We start from the raw sequence: 16,419 nt of genomic DNA, 5'->3' as shown, positions 1-16,419 counted from the left end.
CCCATATTCATATCCTGTTTATGTATTACTCTACATACGGCAATTCGATGATAAATTTAGTCCCCACGCCTACCTTGCTCTGCACCCTGATATTCCCATTATGATTTTTTATGATATTCTTACATAGGGTCAGTCCCAGACCGCTGCCATCCTTTTTTGTGGTGTAAAAAAGTTTAAATATCTCAGAAAGGTTTTCTTCGGGGATCCCTACCCCTGTGTCCTCAAATTCAATCAATGCCATTCCAGACCGCTCATCTCTCAAAAGCCTTATTGTAAGGGTACCTCCGTTTTCCATGGCTTGTATGGCGTTTTCAATTAAATTGATAAACACTTGTTGAATAGCCCCCTTATCCACCTTTGCAAACACATCTTGCTCAGTCATCATGAGTTTTATGTCCACTTTCCCTATACAGGCTTTGGCAAGCATCAGGTCCACCACATAGCGAAGCAACTCGTTTAGCGAGTGTCTCACGAAATTCAGCTGTGATGGCCTAGTCAAGCTCTTAAAGTCGTTCAGGATCTTGTTTACCCTCGTAACCTCCGTCAGTATCTTATCCGCTTTCAGCGTATCCAGCACTTTTTCAAGCTGTAGCAGCTGTACGTATGCACTTATGGTGGACAACGAGTTACGGATCTCGTGGGACAGCATAGAAGCAGTATTGACGATATCGCTATTAAACTCAAATAATCTGCGGTTGAAAGCCTCCAACTCTGCATATTTGCCGCTTAAGCCTAGCTGATCCTCTATCCCCTTGACAGCCAAAAGGGCCATCCCTAACATTTCATAATTGGCGTCTTCCTCTCTCATATAAATGCCTAAAGCCCCCAAAATCCTGCCATCCACGCCGTGGATGGGAGCAGCAACCCCGGCCCAGTCCTTAAAGACCCTCAGGAAATGCTGGCTGCCAAATATAGCTATCGGCTTATGTGTGGCTATACATGTTCCCAGACAATTGGTTCCCATATTGCCTTCGCTTACTATATGCCGCTTTTCAATTCCCAGCTTAGCAAGTTCAGGTGCATCCCCAAGCCTATAAAATACAACACAGTCTTTGTTGCATAGAAGTACGATGCTATTTTGTTGAGGAATAATGCTCTTTATCTTTTTCATATATGGAAGTGCGAAATCGATAAGGGTTTGATTTTGTCTTATTATGTCATTCAATTCAAGCTTAGACACTGTCCTTATTCTGGGGAAATCTTGAGGTGTCAAACCGCTGTCTTTACAGCGTTCCCATGATAGGCGTATTTCCTTATCAAATTTCTGAAGATTTTGCTTCGATACTTCCTCCATATCGAAATTCATATCTCCTATCATCCCCAATCCTCCAATTATGCAAAAAATGAGACAAGAAAACGATTCCGAAATAAAGTTTTACATTCTTTTCAACTTTTATAAATTCTATATTTATCCCCAAATTCCTTCAAAAATTAACTTGAAACCTGACAAAATAGCGGTAGGAATATAGTCCTATAAAATCGCCCTGTTATATAATATATATATGCTTGAAGCGAAATATATTCATCTCTATAAAGCTTTATAAAAGCGTTTGACAACAAAGAAATTCTAATTTATAATGTAAAAGACTATTTAGAATCCACTGTATAAAACTTGAGGGAGAAAGCGATATGTCCAAAACAATAGGAAGAGATCTCACAGAAGGAAGCATCGTAAAGCACCTTATCACCTTTTCGTCACCCCTACTTTTAGGCAACGTCTTTCAGGCGCTTTACAACACGGTTGACAGCATATGGGTGGGACAGTTCTTGGGGCCAGAAGCCCTGGGCGCCGTATCGGTAAGCTTTCCCATCACCTTTGTATTGATATCCATGGTCATGGGCATCACCATGGCCACCTCCGTCCTAGTATCACAGTATGCAGGCGCCAAAGATACCGGCATGATTTCAAGGACCATAAACAACTCGTTTTTTCTCTTAGGGATAGCCGCTGTTGTATTTACGGGCTTGGGGCTTATTTTTAGCCGAAAGGTGTTCATGCTTTTGAATACCCCCGAGGACATTCTCGGCTATGCAGTAGAATACTTGAATATATACCTTTTGGGCCTTGTATTTACATTTGGCTACAACGTGGTAAGCTCCGTGCTAAACGGCCTGGGGGATTCCAAAACGCCGGTTAAATTCCTAATTACCGCCACAATCGTTAACATCATACTGGATCCCCTCCTCATCTTCGGGTTTGGCTTCATCCCTAGAATGGGCATCGCCGGAGCTGCCCTTGCGACCATACTATCGCAGTCGCTGTCGTTTTTGCTGGTGTTTAGATTTCTCGTCAAGAACAACCACCTTATCAAGCCCGACTTTAAGAATTTCAAGTTTGACCGCGATCTGGCATGGAAGCTTATCAAGATAGGGCTGCCTGCCGGCATCCAACAAATAGTGGTGTCCATGGGGCTGACTATGATGACGGGCATAATAAACCTTTTTGGCTCCAATGCGGTAGCGGCCTTTGGCGCCACCTCTAGGCTGGACCAGTTTGCCCATATGCCCGCCATGTCTCTGGGGCTGGCCACATCAGCACTTACAGGCCAAAACCTGGGAGCCCAGAAGCATGAAAGGGTTAAGGAAGTATTCAAATGGGGCAACATACTGGCAGTGGGCATCACTGCTGTAATCGTCATACTGGTAATGGCGTTCCCCAGAGCCATTCTACAGATTTTTACCAGTGCTCCCCATGTGCTGGACATAGGCAGCAGGTACTTGAGAATTGTAGGAATCTCCTACATCCCCTTTTCTCTTATGTTTGTCACCAACGGCATACTGAGAGGTGCAGGTGATACGCTGCCCACCATGGTTTTCTCGATTGTGTCCCTATGGCTTATAAGGATTCCACTGGCCCGCTACCTGTCATCATTCAAAACCCTGGGAGTAGATGGCATATGGATGGCCATAGCCATAAGCTCCATAATCTCCATGACCATGAGCATCACCTACTATTTATCCGGCAGATGGAAAAACAAAAAGCTGGTCACAAAAAACGCTCAGTGACCAGCTTTTCACATACCCTCGTCCCACAGGAGATAAGCGTCAAAACAAGCACATTACCTCCACATATCATCTTCGTTATTCACAGGATAGACTCAGGCGGCCATAATGAAGGCATATGCTGACCCTCTTTTCACCGCTTTCCTTTATTGCCCATACCCAAATAGGGGATCACATAGGGCTTCCCCGAAACCGGGTTTTCAATTATGCTGGCATCCACCGAAAAGGCTGATATCATGTTGTCCCGCGTCAATACTTCAGCGGGAGGCCCGCAAGCTATCATTTGTCCTTCCTTCATTATGAGGATCTCGTCGCAGAATTCAGATGCCAGGTTTATATCATGAAGCACGACGATCACCAGCAAGCCTGTAGACGCCAGACCCCTCACAAGTGACAGTATCTCGATTTGATACTTTATATCCAGGTGGGATACCGGTTCATCCATCAGCAAAATCTTTGGCCTTTGAGCCAGAGCCCGGGCTATATACACCCGCTGCCTTTCCCCACCGCTCAAATGCCTTATGCTTCTGTCCTTAAGATACCAAGTATTGGTCGCTTCCATGCACTCTTTCACGATGTCCCTGTCCTGTTTTGTTTCAGTTTGGAAACGCCTAAGATACGGCATCCTGCCCATCATCACTATGTCATAGCAGGTAAATTCTAAGTTATACATCCCGTCCTGTGGAACGTATCCGATATACCTTGCCCTCTCCTTTATACCGTAATCCATGATATTTTTCCCCAGTATGGATACGCTGCCGTAAACCGGCCTCAAATACCCCGATATGTTCTTGAGAAGCGTGGTCTTGCCGCTGCCATTGGCTCCTATTATGCCCAGCACCATATTCCTCTCTATGCTAAGGTCTATCCCCTTTAATACCTCCACTGCCCCGTACGCGAATCGCAACCTCTCTACCTTTAGAATGGCCATGGCATCACATTCCTTCGCCTTTTCTTCTGTTTTTTATCAGTAGGTACAGGAAAAACGGGCCCCCAAAGGCCGCCGTGACTATACCTATGGGCACCTCTACCGGCTTCAATATCACCCTTGCCACCACATCGGCAAAGAGCAAAAAGGTTGCCCCGAATATGGCGCTGAAGGGCACCAGTACCCTATTATCTGCCCCTACCATCAGCCTGGATATATGAGGCACGATAAGGCCAACAAACCCTATGACTCCCCCAACCGATACGGAGGTAGCAGTCACCAGCGAACCAAACACAAGCACCACCTTTTTGATCAGCTCGGTATTTACCCCAAGATGCTCGGCCACCTCTTCCCCGGTCAATATGGCATTCACATCCCTTGAAAAGGTATACAGCGCAAAGGAGCCAATAACTATCACCGGTACTGAAAACATCACGTCTTCCCAGCTAGTAAGGTTGAAGCCGCCCATGGTCCAAAAGATTATCCTTGACAGCTCGTTGTGGTTGAGCAGCATCATAAGGGATATGACAGCCGACATAAAAGCGCTTACCGCTATCCCGGCCAGCAGCATGGTGGTCATGGATATTCGTCCGCCCACTTTGGATATGGCGTATACAAAAAACACAGTCATGAGCGAGGCGATAAACGCCATGGCATTAAGGCCCAATATCCCAAATCCTAGCACTATGGCTATGGTGGCGCCAAGAGCCGCGCCCGACGATATCCCCAGCACATACGGATCAGCCATCGGATTTCTCAGTAACCCCTGGAAGAAGGCCCCTGCCACTGAAAGCCCCATACCCACCACGGCCGCCTCAATCATCCTGGGAAGCCTCAAAGCAAGAATTATCGTCCTGGAAGCCTCATCACCGTTGCCCAGGAAGACATCCAAAATCTTGCGCAGGGGCATATCAACAGCCCCTGCAGAAATCGAAAATACGGCCATTAGAATAAACGCAAGGAAAGCTATTAAAAAATATGCGCTCCTTTTAACCCTCACCTTACTCAAATACCTCCGGATGCAATATCCTGGCAATTTCTTCTAGACCCAGCACAATTCTGTTGGAAGCCCTGGATACGATATCGTCGTTGCTTATCATGAACACCTTATCATTTTTTACGGCATTGGTATCCTTGTATCCTTCTGCCTTTTTTACATCCTCTATTTTACCGGCATATGCACCCATTATTATAACATCTGGATTTTTCTTGACCAGCTCCTCGGTGCTGTATTGTACCCATTCACCGCCTGCATCAGCCGCTATGTTCTCCCCGCCGGCCAGGGCTATCAGCTCATCAATAAAGGAGCCTTTGCCGGCCGTCCAGTTGCCGTTTATGTCAAGCAGGTAAAACACCTTTACCCTGGGGAGGTCCTTTGTCTTGCCGCTTATCTCATCCATTTTATTCTTCATCTCCCGTATAACTTCCTGCCCTCTCTCTTGCATGCCCGTCAGCTTCCCGATGAGCTGAATGGATTCATATATCTGCTCAATGTTTCTGGCTTCCAGCACCGCAACAGGAATGCCGGTGGACTGCTGCAGCGACTCCATCTGGTCTTTGCCGGACAGGGAAGATGCAAAGATTATATCGGGCTTTTGGGCAATAATGGCCTCGACGTTGGGCCCATTGAAATCACCCACTTTGGGCACATCCTGCACTTCCGGGGGATAATTATCAAACGCAGTAACGCCTACCACCCTGTCGCCTGCTCCCAAAGCATAGATCAGCTCGGTTATGGAAGGAGCAAGCGACACTATTCTCTGGGGCTCCTTTTTGACGGTTACCTCCCTGCCCATGAAATCGGTAAACTTAAAAGGGAACTGTACCGCATCGCCAGCATCTTCAGACTCGGTATCCTGCGATGCATCGGCAGCTTTGTTCTGGGATGCATAGTCTTTGGCCGCAGTGTCCTGCGATGCACCGCTGTCATTGTTAATATCTTGCTCCTGCGGTTTCTCATTATCGGCACTCGAGCAGGCCATAGCCCCAAAAGCAAGCAAAAGCACCAACAGCCAGGCAAGCAAAACTTTCAAGCCTTTCATAACCATCCTCCTCAGCTTAAAGTTTTTTTGTTTATCATAAAAAAAGCCCACCCCCTACGGAGGTAGGCCTTTGGTCATAAAGATATAAAATCAGGTAAACTCATACCCTACAGCCGGGCACAAAAATACCGCTCCACCTTCCCTCCGAAGGCGAACTGTCCACGTCTTATGGCAGGTCTCCTGGCTCGCGATTCATCTTCCGCCCAGCCTTCCCATCCCCGTTCAACCAATTGGGGACAGTGGCATATCAGGGCTTCATCCTCGCTCACAGTAGCGGGGGCTGCAGCGGATTTTCACCGCTTTCCCTTTTAACCTTTCGGACCATAAGACTCAAACCGGCTATGCGATTGTATGTATAAAATTTTACAATTGTTGATGGGACAAGTCAATAGGCATTCGAACTATTTTGAAGGCTGCTCCTTTAGTCCTTCTTCAATCCACCTAAAGAATTCGTCAGGCACCTCTATATAGCGCCCCATGGTATCCTGCTCAAAGCGACAAATACCCAAATCGCGATAGCACAGCAAAGGGCCAAATCCTGTATCCTCGGTAAAAAACTCCAGCGAATAGGTATAGGGCTGAAGTATTATCCCTTCCAAGCCATCCCTTTCATTATGCACCACCACATCCACAATCCGCCGTATTATATCCCTGTCGGTGATCTCTTTGACCTCTCCCGTGCTCCTGACCACCACCAGTATACGCTGGGTGTCGTACATCGCGGATTTAGTGGAAAAAAGCTTATAGGCTCCCCACCCCACCACGCATAGCACTATAACAAGAGAAGTGATAAAGACTCGCCTCTGCATAATTCCCTGCGCCTCTTCTTTCAAAATTTTCAAAAAAGTCAATTAAAACTCTATCTATGATAAATATTTTATCATACAGAACAACCACTTGCATACTTTAATTCCGCCTCTATCCCTGCCCAATTCCCCTATGTAATTTATCATTCCTATACAAAATTTCTGTGCATTCTTTGGATAAGATTGATATTTGAATTTCAAATTTAGTGGTATATAATATATTGAACCGAAATATAATCTTTAAGTGAAAAAGGAGGTGGGCTACAGCATGACGATAGAGCGGCAGGTAAAGCTCGAGAAGCTCACCCAGGTGTGTGATTTCGTCAACCTAGCTTCCAAATACAGCTGCGATGTAAAGGTAAAGAGCAATAACCAGGTGGTGGATGGCAAGAGCATACTGGGCATACTAACCCTCTCCCTGTGGAAGCCGGTGACGGTATGGGCCTCGGGAGAGGACGCTGAAGAATTTATAGCCCAGCTTGGGCCATTTCAACCTCAATGAAAAAGGTATCCCTTCAATACCAAAAATCGAAAGGGATACCTTTTTGTTTTTGGGCGGTTTTCTTTAACCAGACAATATCATTTGCTTCACACACCGCCGCTTTAGCCCAATACGCCTACTTCACCTTTGACCACCAATCCCAAAATACAATTCAAATCGGTCCAGTCCGCTCCAAATCAAGCACGCCAATTTCCTAATATCCGACAGGAATGCATTACAAAGGGCAAAAGCACGATACCGTTTCAAAAGCTATATGCGGCAACTGTGCTGTGTTTTATACTTCCACAAGGAAAGCATAATACCCTCGCATGGCTTCGTATATATCCGCCTTGCTGGTAACCTCCCAGGGCGCATGCATACTGTGGACCGGGACCCCGCAGTCTATTACATCCATCCCGTATTTGGCGAGTATGTATGCGATGGTTCCACCGCCACCCTGATCCACCTTGCCCAATTCAGCGGTCTGCCAGGTAACGCCATGCTTATCCATAATGGCACGAAGATAGGCCATGTATTCGGCATTGGCATCATTGCTGCCTGATTTTCCTCGCGCCCCGGTGTATTTGTTAAACGTGACGCCCTTGCCCAAATAGGCGGCGTTTTTCTTCTCCATGACCGACGGATAATTCGGATCAAAACCCGCACTGACGTCGCAGGATAACATCTTGGAGCTAGCCAGGGCACGCCGCATCTTAAGCTCGCTATAATCCCCCATCAAGTTCATGATTTCGGCCAGGGTGTTTTCAAAAAATCTCGATGTCATGCCTGTTGCCCCTACGCTGCCTATCTCTTCTTTATCCACCATCAATGCTACGCACGTCTTTTCAGGGTTCTCCACCCTCATGAGGGCCTCAAAAGAAGTATAGGCGCATACGCGATCATCCTGTCCATAGGCAATGACCATGCTTCGATCCAGGCCGTAATCCCTTGCATGACCTGCGGGCACCACCTCCAGCTCTGCCGACACCAAGTCCTCCTCGTCTATCCCATACCTCTCATTAAGCAGGCGCAAGATGTTCTTCTTGACCCGTTCCCCCTCGTCCTTGTTGTCGCTCTTAAGCGGTATACTACCAATACACACGTTGAGGTCTTCACCTTCAATACCTCTGGCAAGCTTTTTCTCCATCTGCTCAGCAGCCAAATGGATTAGAAGGTCGGAGATCCCCACAACCGGGTCGTCATCTTTTTCGCCAATCACCACGTCGATGACCGTACCGTCCTTCTTAACCACCACTCCGTGTATAGCCAGGGGTATGGCAACCCATTGATACTTCTTTATACCGCCATAATAATGTGTGTCAAGCATGGCCAGACCCGAATCCTCATATAGTGGATTCTGTTTTAAATCCAGGCGGGGCGAATCTATATGGGCTCCCAGAATCCTCATGCCCTTTTCAAGCGGCTGCTGCCCGATAACAAATAAGACCAGCGTCTTGCCCATGTTGTTAGCATACAGCTTATCGCCGGGTTTCAGTCTCTCCCCTCGCGCCATAACCTCCTCAAGGTTCCGGTAACTATGGCTTTCGGCCAGCGCAATGAACTCCTTTACACATTCCCTTTCGGTTTTGCACTTGGACATAAAAACCTTATAGCCTTCAGCAAAGGAAAATACCCTGCCTAGCTCTTCGTCGGTGTACTTATCCCAGGCATATTTATATACCTTTACCAAATCCGAACTGCTCTTTTCATTCGCACCCATCTTTAAGACTCATCTCCTTCTTTTAAAATTTATGCAATCTTTTATAATCGCTATAGCTTTTATTCCCCTCAAGCAGTTTATACACTCACCACCGGCCATGGGGTAACAAACAAATCCTCCAGATACTTCCTTCAATATTTTACCACGTTTTTTAAAATGATTCATCCATACGCTACAATATAATTCACTGGGCTTAATAATAAGCGAAAAATTCCCTTAAAACTCACCCACAACAAGGTAAAACTCTCAAACCAACCCCAGCAAGCGAGCCGTCTGCGCCACCACAAAACATAAAACGATTCCGGTAATGGTCGGCACCATGAAAGAAATAAGCGTCCATTTCCAGCTGCCGGTTTCCTTACAAATGGTCAACAACGTGGTACCACAAGGAAAGTGGTTGAGAGAAAACAACATGGTGCACAGGGCGGTCAGCCAGGTCCAGCCGTGTTGCACCAGTATCTGATGCAAAGCTTCTAAACTGTCCAGATCCATCAGGGTACCGGCTGACACATAGCTCATGAGCACTATGGGTATTACTATCTCATTAGCCGGCAAGCCCAGTATGAAAGCCATCAAGATATACCCATCCAGCCCCAGCATGCGGGCAAACGGATCCAGAAATCCCGCAAAATGGTTTAACAGGCTGTTTCCTGCTACGTTCACATTTGCCATAACCCATATGACAAGTCCGGCAGGGGCGGCCACTGTAACAGCACGGGCTAATACAGAAAGGGTGCGATCCATTAGCGAACGTATCAAAATCTTGCATACCTGTGGCTTCCTGTAGGGCGGAAGCTCAAGCACAAACGAAGAAGGTAGCCCCTTTAAAACGGTACGTGACAATATCTTGGACGTCAACAGCGTTACAACCACCGCCAGCGTGATCATAGCCATAACTGCAAAGGTTGCCACTACCGTTTGAAACCATCCCGTTCCTACGGCCATAAATATGGTCGCCAAAGCGATCAGCGTGGGAAATCTCCCATTACACGGAACATAGTTGTTTGTAATTATAGCGATCAGCCTTTCCCTGGGCGAATCGATTATCCGGCAGGACACAACTCCCGCCGCGTTGCAACCAAACCCCATACACATGGTCAATGCCTGTTTGCCGTGGGCACACGCCCTCTTGAAAAAATTGTCTAGGTTGAAGGCCACCCGTGGGAGATATCCCAGGTCCTCTAGCAGGGTAAACAGCGGAAAAAATATGGCCATGGGCGGCAACATCACTGACACCACCCACGACAGCGTTCGATATACTCCATCGATCAATATGCCGTACAGCCATTGAGGCATACCAGAAGCCATAAAAAGCTCAGCTAGCTCCTCTTCCAGATAAAAAAACGCCTTGGACAATATGTGTGAAGGGTAGTTGGCTCCTTGGATGGTAATCCAGAACATCAATCCTAAAAGTGCAAGCATGGCAGGTATCCCCCACGCCCTCGACGTAAGCAGGTCATCTATTTTAGAATCTATGCTATTGGTTGCGCCTTTCTTGTGATGTACCACCTGGCGGCTTATCTCTTCGGCATTGCGGAACAATGAGGATACCAGCCTATCGCCAAGCTGGTCAATGGTTATGCCCCGCTCCACAAGCATATCCCGCGCTTTCTGCAATCTTTCCTTGAGTTCAACCCACCCAAAGATGTCTATCCCCAAATAACGTTTAAAGGCCTCTACAATAGCTTGATCCCCTTCAAGGAGTCGCAGCGCCAGCCATCGGCTGCTTATACTGCAGCTTAGGTTATCTATAAGACGGCTTATTTGCGGCTCAACAATGCCCACCGCGTCTTCTATCGCCTCATCATACTCTATCTTGATGGGATTTACGCTGAGCCCGCCACAGGCTACCTCCCATACCGATTGCTTTAAAAGATCCAACCCTTGTCTTTTAAGCGCGCTGATCCCCACTACCGGAACGCCAAGAATATCCGAAAGCCTCTTTGTGTCAACTTGAATGCCTTTCCTGTGGGCTTCATCCATCAAATTTACGCACACCACTACTTTGGGAGTCATCTCTATAATCTGGAATACCAGATTCAGGTTTCTCTCCATGCAAGTGGCATCCACAACCACAACCGTTACATGGGGATTACCAAAACATATAAAGTCCCTGGCCACCTCCTCTTCCGGTGAGTTGGCCATAAGCGAGTAAGTACCTGGCAAATCCACCAGTATGAAGTTTTTCCCATCATATCCATAACGTCCACAGGCGTTGGTGACGGTCTTCCCGGGCCAATTGCCAGTATGCTGCTTTAACCCTGTCAAGCTGTTAAATACGGTACTCTTTCCTGTATTGGGATTGCCAGCCAAAGCAACTATTATATCGCCCGACGACTGAACTTTTACTTGAGCTATAGCTATACGGCGCATTATAGCCAGGCCGGTTGACTGCCCTGTCAGTCCCATACAAGCCACCTCCCGTTATAACATGGATCTTTCAACCAAAATTTTTGAGGACTCCTCGCAGCGAAGCGCAATCATGGCTCCTCTTATCTCATACAAAGTGGGATCACCTGACAGGCTCTTACGTACAGCCTTAACTTCAGTGCCAGTGACAAGCCCTAGGTCCATAAGCCTCCTCCGCAAAGCTCCACAAGCATTTATCTGCTTCACCCTTGCAGTACAGCCAACAGGAAGAAAATTTAAAGGCAAAAGCTCCATCCATAATCCCTCCAAGGCACATTCGAATTTGCAGAAAAAGGTATCTCTTTGGGCTAATATATGCCCGAATTGTGCCATGTGTGCCTGTGCCACTCGTGCAAACCCATAAAATATAAAAAAGCCATATTGACAAGATGACGATTTATAATTATAATAAAATTGTAATTGTTATAAAATTATAATTATTGTAAGATTTAAAGATTTTGCAAAAGTAAACACAACGCGATTATGGGGTTATAAAAATAATTTAATAACCATACTAAAAATGCCGCTAGGATAAACTGCGCCACTTGGACACGAACCAATATTAAAAGCCAATTGGAATCCAATCTGAACAAAAACCATGGACAATCCAACAAGTGGCTCAAAAACTTGGATGCGAAACGAAAGGATGAGGAAAGAGAGATGGAGAATACGATTAAGCAGCTTAAAGAATATCTCATCAAGCACGATATAAAGCCATCCACTATAAGGCTTAAGATACTGGAATATCTGCTCAATAACCGAATACACCCAACGGCCGATGACATCTATAAAAATTTGCTGGACCAGATACCCACTCTTTCGAAAACCAGCGTCTATAACACCCTGGATTTATTTGCCGATAAAGGAGTGGTAAAGGTCCTGTCCCTCAACGAAAAGGAGGCACGTTATGACATAAACACCCGCCTTCACGGCCATTTTAAATGTCGTGTGTGCAGCCGAGTATATGATTTTGCCATACCCTATGATGTTTCGATACCGCATGAATTAAAAGGGTTTGACGTTAATGACATTGACATAAATTTTTATGGCGTATGCCAAAATTGTAAAAATCAGGGAAGGAAGAGTTAAAAATAGAAGAGATGAGCAGGAAAGCCTGTATATAACAGGCTTTCCTGTTGTCTTTATATGGTACATCTTCTTAGTGAATTCTACCATCTCACCAACAGCCTGTCAAACCATTAAATCTATGCGCTGTATGCCTTCCCCATGCCATCCGCATTGTCATACAGCCATTGAGGTTGGGCATATTACAGGCATCCTGGATTGCCATTCTACCGCGTTCTGCATTGCCACTTTACAACGAAAATACAGCCCAATTCAGCTAAAGGGGAAAATGTCATTTTAAAAGCTCCAAATGCTTTTTTATATTGTCGGCAACATATCTGTAGTGTTGAGCCTCATGCCTGTTCAATACATCATAAATTTCCTGCTTCTTCTCATCCAGCAACACCCCGTAAGATATGTGCAGCAGCTGCTTTACTTTGGGATTTTGCAGTACCTGCGGATTATCCAAATCCAACCCTTCATCAAAGTCCTGCCTGCAGATCGAAATCTTATACGCCTTTTTGCTCTCCTCCAGGTTATCCAGGGCAATCCTGTAAAGCTCTTTAAAAAGCTGTCTGTCTTTCTCGTGTATCACGTTCAAAGCCTGCAGCCAGCTGGTCCCCGAAGTCTTTATATGGAAGTTATGCTGAGTTGCGTCATTGAAAATCCTGTATACGCTGAACTTATCGCTGCCCGAGTGAAGGCTCAACCTGTAACCTCCAAGCATTCTTGCAACGGCACAGTGCTTGTCAAGCTCCAGTGCAAATTTATCTATATCGCCCCTATAATCCACCGCCTTCTCAAATTCGCCGGGGAATTTGGGAGCTAGGCTCCAAAAATCTATCCCTCTCCTGTGCAGGTACTCGGCCACAAATATGTGGTCCTCCACTGTGGTATCCCGATCCCCTTCGTCAATGGAAACCTCGAGGTCAAAACCCCTCAGCCTTTCTTTAAGCAAGCCATGAACCCTCTCTACAAAATTCATGGCCTTCTCGTATATCACAGCAGACCTGTACAGCTCTTCTTCCTTTACCGTATACTCCCCGCCTTTGAAACTGATTCTTTTGCCGCTGAAGTCTTTTATTATATCTCTGCTGTGCTGAGAAAGATGGTCTGCCTTATCCGGCGAAACATCTCCCTTTACCAGCATCTCGCTTACATCCAGGGTATACATGGTATAGCCAGCATCTGCGGCTTCCAGCAAATACCTCTCATCCTTTATGTGATCGGCATCTGCACCAAATCCGCCAGTGTAACCAGCCTCCAACACCCCCAGCACAGCCTTCAACAAGACATCCCTGAAATCCCTATGGGTTTTCTCAAGCTCCCGCGGCGATTGCTGCGACAACACAGGAAACAGGTCATAGCCTTTGAAGGCACTCAAGTGAGCAGAGGTGGCCAGTCCAAGCCTGTCGCCGGTACCAAAGGACGCCTTGTTTTTACAGAGCACCGGAGCAATACCAAATTCATCCCTCAAAATGAGGTAGTTTTCAAAACTTAACGGGTAGAGATTGAAGGAAAATCCAGTGGCTTCTACTTTGATGTCTTCAGAAAAAAACGGAACCCTAAACCCGAGGGCCTTTCCCTTGCTCAAGATCCCTACTTTCTTGTCAGCATTGCCCTTGACCACAAAAACATAAATGTCTTCTGCCAGCTTGCGCACTGAATTGGAATACAAAACAAATGAATGGCGTGACAGTAAACTCGAGAGTGGATTTAATACACCCTTATCCATCATGCCCATCTTCCCCTTCTATTGAATTAATATTTCTAAAGTTTCAGCTTTTAATTTTCCCCTCAAGCATGCATATACAGGTCATCAACCAACAAATATTTTACCATATATCTCCCCACAATGCATCTTTTAGACTACAAAATGACTAAATCAATTTTGCTGCTCAAAACGAAATCTTCATATTGGAATGCCGTTCACCATTGGCCACATACACCATCTTCCTTCTCTCTTAGTTAAAAAATTTATAGCCGGTATAGAAACCGGCCATATCTTAATCCGCATCACTCGTCCAAAGGCTCAAACATGTCTTTCCCAACGCCACACTCGGGGCATACCCAGTCATCCGGTAAATCCTCAAAAGCCGTGCCTGGTGCAATCCCTCCATCCGGATCACCTATTGCAGGGTCATAAACATATCCACACACGGTGCATTGATATTTGGTCACAGTACTTCCTCCTTCCCATTTTACAGTGGTAAACTACATTCTGCCCGTGAATTACCACCCACCTAAATTCGAAAGAATTTTTACAACAAAATATTTACCCTTATTTTAACTCTTAAAACAACAATTTTTCCTTTATTCTCCCCAGTCGTCATCTTCATCATCGTCATCATAATAATACCCATACTGCCTCGGGGCCTTACCTTTCTCTTCTATGACCTCAGGCTTCTTAAGCAAAGGTTCATCCCTATTAATTTGTAATAGCTGCACATCAAACTCCCATGAGTCACCATAATCAAAAAAATACAAAAAATGTTGTCCTTCATACAAATCAAGTTCACCGATTCGCACCTGATTCACATATGGCCCCTCATCTAACAAAGGCGCATGATACGCGTTATCGGAATATTTCTTTCCATCCATAAAAAATGAATACAGATGGTCATTATCAAAATCAAAAGCCATTTGTATGGCATCATGCAAATCTTCTAGTGTATGCCTGGATGAAATCTTTATCTTTCGCCATACTCCTCTCCCAAGCGATACCTTAAACACATAGTTCCCTTCAACGTCTTTATGTATTTCGGCTGTAACGGTTTTATTCAGCACTCCTTCCGGAAATACAGGTTCTAACAACTTGTAAAACGGAACAAATTCCCTTTTGTGTTTTCGTTTGCGCGATCTACTTGCCTTTGCTCGTCCCCTTACATTCATAAGCTGGGAAAATAAATCTACTCCAAAATGAGAATTGTCCGATATGTTCTTCTCATACAGTCCATTCTTCTTTAACCAGGGTATATTCCAATTTAGTATGTCGTATTCGGCCAAAATTTTGCACACGTTTGCTCCAAATTCCGTTGGAATCACTGCTTCTATTCTATCATCGTATTTGGTCAGTTTCTTTCCATTTTCAACAACTGGTATATATGTGCACAAACCAAAATAATCTAGGTATTGTATTATTACCGAGCATGAAGAAAAGATCGGGTCATCCATTTCATAACCCGAAAATGCACCACTTCTCAACTCTTCTCCTGGCTTTGAAAAAGCTATAGTCTCCACCACTCTATCAATAGGATTTCTAGAAAATATATATGAATTTGCGATCTCACCAAAATCATATCTAGTCCAAAAAGTTTCAAAAAGGAAGGCATACTTTTCAAAAATATTTAAAGAATCAAATTCATCTTTTCTCACGGTATAAATCAAATGAACATTCCCCTTATGATCTGTTATTCTTTGATACAGCTTTCCCGCTAAGGCTAGATTAAATAACAAATCAATCACAGGATATGCCTCCTGCTGAAAATTTGGAGCAGCAACTTCCTTTTTGTGAGCGAGCAGTGAATTTAATTCAAATAAATCTTTTTTCCCCAATACGCCTTTCTTTTTGGTCAATACTGGATTGTTTTGATCAATAAAATTGCAAAACCTCACAAAATCGTTCACAGTAGTGCTTATATCCTTCTCACTTGCTTTATTATACATCACTTTAAGTTTCACCCACCTTATTTTATTATCCTTGATGTTCAAAAATTTTGTGAATTTTACCTTCAACAAAGGAACCTCACGGAAACAAAAAACCCCCTCTCCATTTTAATTTTATCACAACCGCACATTATTATGCTAGTTACAAAAATTTTGGTTTGTGTCAAAGTAACCTACATTTCGCATGTTAAAAAATGGGATTTATCTTTTTCGTGTAAATGTCAGGACTAAATCCCAACCATTCTAGCATCTTCAATATCTTTGGTGAAGTATCATTTGGCAAATACAGATCACCATTG

At 45.1% G+C, this 16,419-nt stretch carries 14 protein-coding genes and 1 riboswitch; of the genes, 3 read left to right on the top strand and 11 right to left on the bottom strand.

Features of this window, described 5'->3' with window-relative positions; translation table 11 throughout:
- Positions 1-25: 25 nt before the first annotated feature.
- Positions 26-1,318 (bottom strand): ATP-binding protein, encoded by a 1,293-nt coding sequence (locus KVG29_RS06920; protein WP_252227514.1) that lies wholly within the window; start codon positions 1,316-1,318, stop codon positions 26-28.
- Between the two features lie 311 nt (positions 1,319-1,629).
- On the opposite strand from KVG29_RS06920, the gene KVG29_RS06915 reads away from it, so the two are divergent.
- Positions 1,630-3,006: an MATE family efflux transporter gene (locus KVG29_RS06915; protein ID WP_252227513.1), complete on the top strand. Its 1,377-nt coding sequence runs from the start codon at positions 1,630-1,632 to the stop codon at positions 3,004-3,006.
- Between the two features lie 130 nt (positions 3,007-3,136).
- On the opposite strand, the gene KVG29_RS06910 is transcribed toward KVG29_RS06915, so the two are convergent.
- The 4 genes from KVG29_RS06910 to KVG29_RS06895 all read right to left on the bottom strand — a co-directional run bounded on the left by KVG29_RS06910 (position 3,137) and on the right by KVG29_RS06895 (position 6,815).
- Positions 3,137-3,934 carry an ABC transporter ATP-binding protein gene (locus tag KVG29_RS06910; RefSeq protein WP_252227512.1) on the bottom strand — a complete coding sequence of 266 codons (798 nt, stop codon included), beginning with the start codon at positions 3,932-3,934 and terminating at the stop codon, positions 3,137-3,139.
- Between the two features lie 4 nt (positions 3,935-3,938).
- Complete coding sequence (locus KVG29_RS06905; protein WP_252227511.1) at positions 3,939-4,931, bottom strand: FecCD family ABC transporter permease; 993 nt, start codon at positions 4,929-4,931, stop codon at positions 3,939-3,941.
- Position 4,932: 1 nt separating this feature from the next.
- Entirely contained in the window at positions 4,933-5,973 is a 1,041-nt protein-coding gene (locus KVG29_RS06900; RefSeq protein ID WP_252227510.1) for an ABC transporter substrate-binding protein, read from the bottom strand.
- Between the two features lie 153 nt (positions 5,974-6,126).
- A riboswitch (cobalamin riboswitch) is annotated at positions 6,127-6,314 on the bottom strand.
- Positions 6,315-6,374: 60 nt separating this feature from the next.
- Positions 6,375-6,815, bottom strand: coding sequence for a hypothetical protein (locus tag KVG29_RS06895; RefSeq protein WP_252227509.1), 441 nt, complete (start codon positions 6,813-6,815; stop codon positions 6,375-6,377).
- A 208-nt stretch (positions 6,816-7,023) separates the two neighbouring features.
- Here KVG29_RS06895 and KVG29_RS06890 point away from each other — a divergent pair, with 208 nt between their 5' ends.
- Entirely contained in the window at positions 7,024-7,281 is a 258-nt protein-coding gene (locus KVG29_RS06890) for an HPr family phosphocarrier protein (RefSeq protein WP_252227508.1), read from the top strand.
- Between the two features lie 274 nt (positions 7,282-7,555).
- Here KVG29_RS06890 and KVG29_RS06885 read toward each other — a convergent pair whose 3' ends face one another.
- From KVG29_RS06885 to KVG29_RS06875, 3 genes are all read right to left on the bottom strand, one after another.
- Complete coding sequence (locus tag KVG29_RS06885; protein ID WP_252227507.1) at positions 7,556-8,980, bottom strand: aminopeptidase; 1,425 nt, start codon at positions 8,978-8,980, stop codon at positions 7,556-7,558.
- A gap of 246 nt (positions 8,981-9,226) precedes the next feature.
- Positions 9,227-11,389 carry a ferrous iron transport protein B gene (gene feoB, locus KVG29_RS06880; RefSeq protein WP_252227506.1) on the bottom strand — a complete coding sequence of 721 codons (2,163 nt, stop codon included), beginning with the start codon at positions 11,387-11,389 and terminating at the stop codon, positions 9,227-9,229.
- Positions 11,390-11,404: 15 nt separating this feature from the next.
- Positions 11,405-11,644, bottom strand: a complete 240-nt coding sequence (locus KVG29_RS06875; protein ID WP_252227505.1) for a FeoA family protein — start codon at positions 11,642-11,644, stop codon at positions 11,405-11,407.
- A 405-nt stretch (positions 11,645-12,049) separates the two neighbouring features.
- On the opposite strand from KVG29_RS06875, the gene KVG29_RS06870 reads away from it, so the two are divergent.
- Complete coding sequence (locus KVG29_RS06870; RefSeq protein ID WP_252227504.1) at positions 12,050-12,478, top strand: Fur family transcriptional regulator; 429 nt, start codon at positions 12,050-12,052, stop codon at positions 12,476-12,478.
- Between the two features lie 268 nt (positions 12,479-12,746).
- Here the strand turns inward: KVG29_RS06870 and KVG29_RS06865 are convergent, their stop codons facing one another.
- The 3 genes from KVG29_RS06865 to KVG29_RS06855 all read right to left on the bottom strand — a co-directional run bounded on the left by KVG29_RS06865 (position 12,747) and on the right by KVG29_RS06855 (position 16,189).
- Complete coding sequence (locus KVG29_RS06865) at positions 12,747-14,192, bottom strand: tagaturonate epimerase family protein (protein ID WP_252227503.1); 1,446 nt, start codon at positions 14,190-14,192, stop codon at positions 12,747-12,749.
- 278 nt (positions 14,193-14,470) lie between these two features.
- Positions 14,471-14,635, bottom strand: coding sequence for a rubredoxin (rd, locus tag KVG29_RS06860; protein WP_252227502.1), 165 nt, complete (start codon positions 14,633-14,635; stop codon positions 14,471-14,473).
- Positions 14,636-14,767: 132 nt separating this feature from the next.
- Positions 14,768-16,189: a plasmid pRiA4b ORF-3 family protein gene (locus KVG29_RS06855; RefSeq protein ID WP_252227501.1), complete on the bottom strand. Its 1,422-nt coding sequence runs from the start codon at positions 16,187-16,189 to the stop codon at positions 14,768-14,770.
- Between the last annotated feature and the right edge of the window lie 230 nt (positions 16,190-16,419).

The organism is Caldicoprobacter algeriensis, from assembly GCF_023838525.1.
GTDB lineage: Bacteria > Bacillota > Clostridia > Caldicoprobacterales > Caldicoprobacteraceae > Caldicoprobacter > Caldicoprobacter algeriensis.
This window is presented reverse-complemented; position numbering and strand designations above follow the sequence as displayed.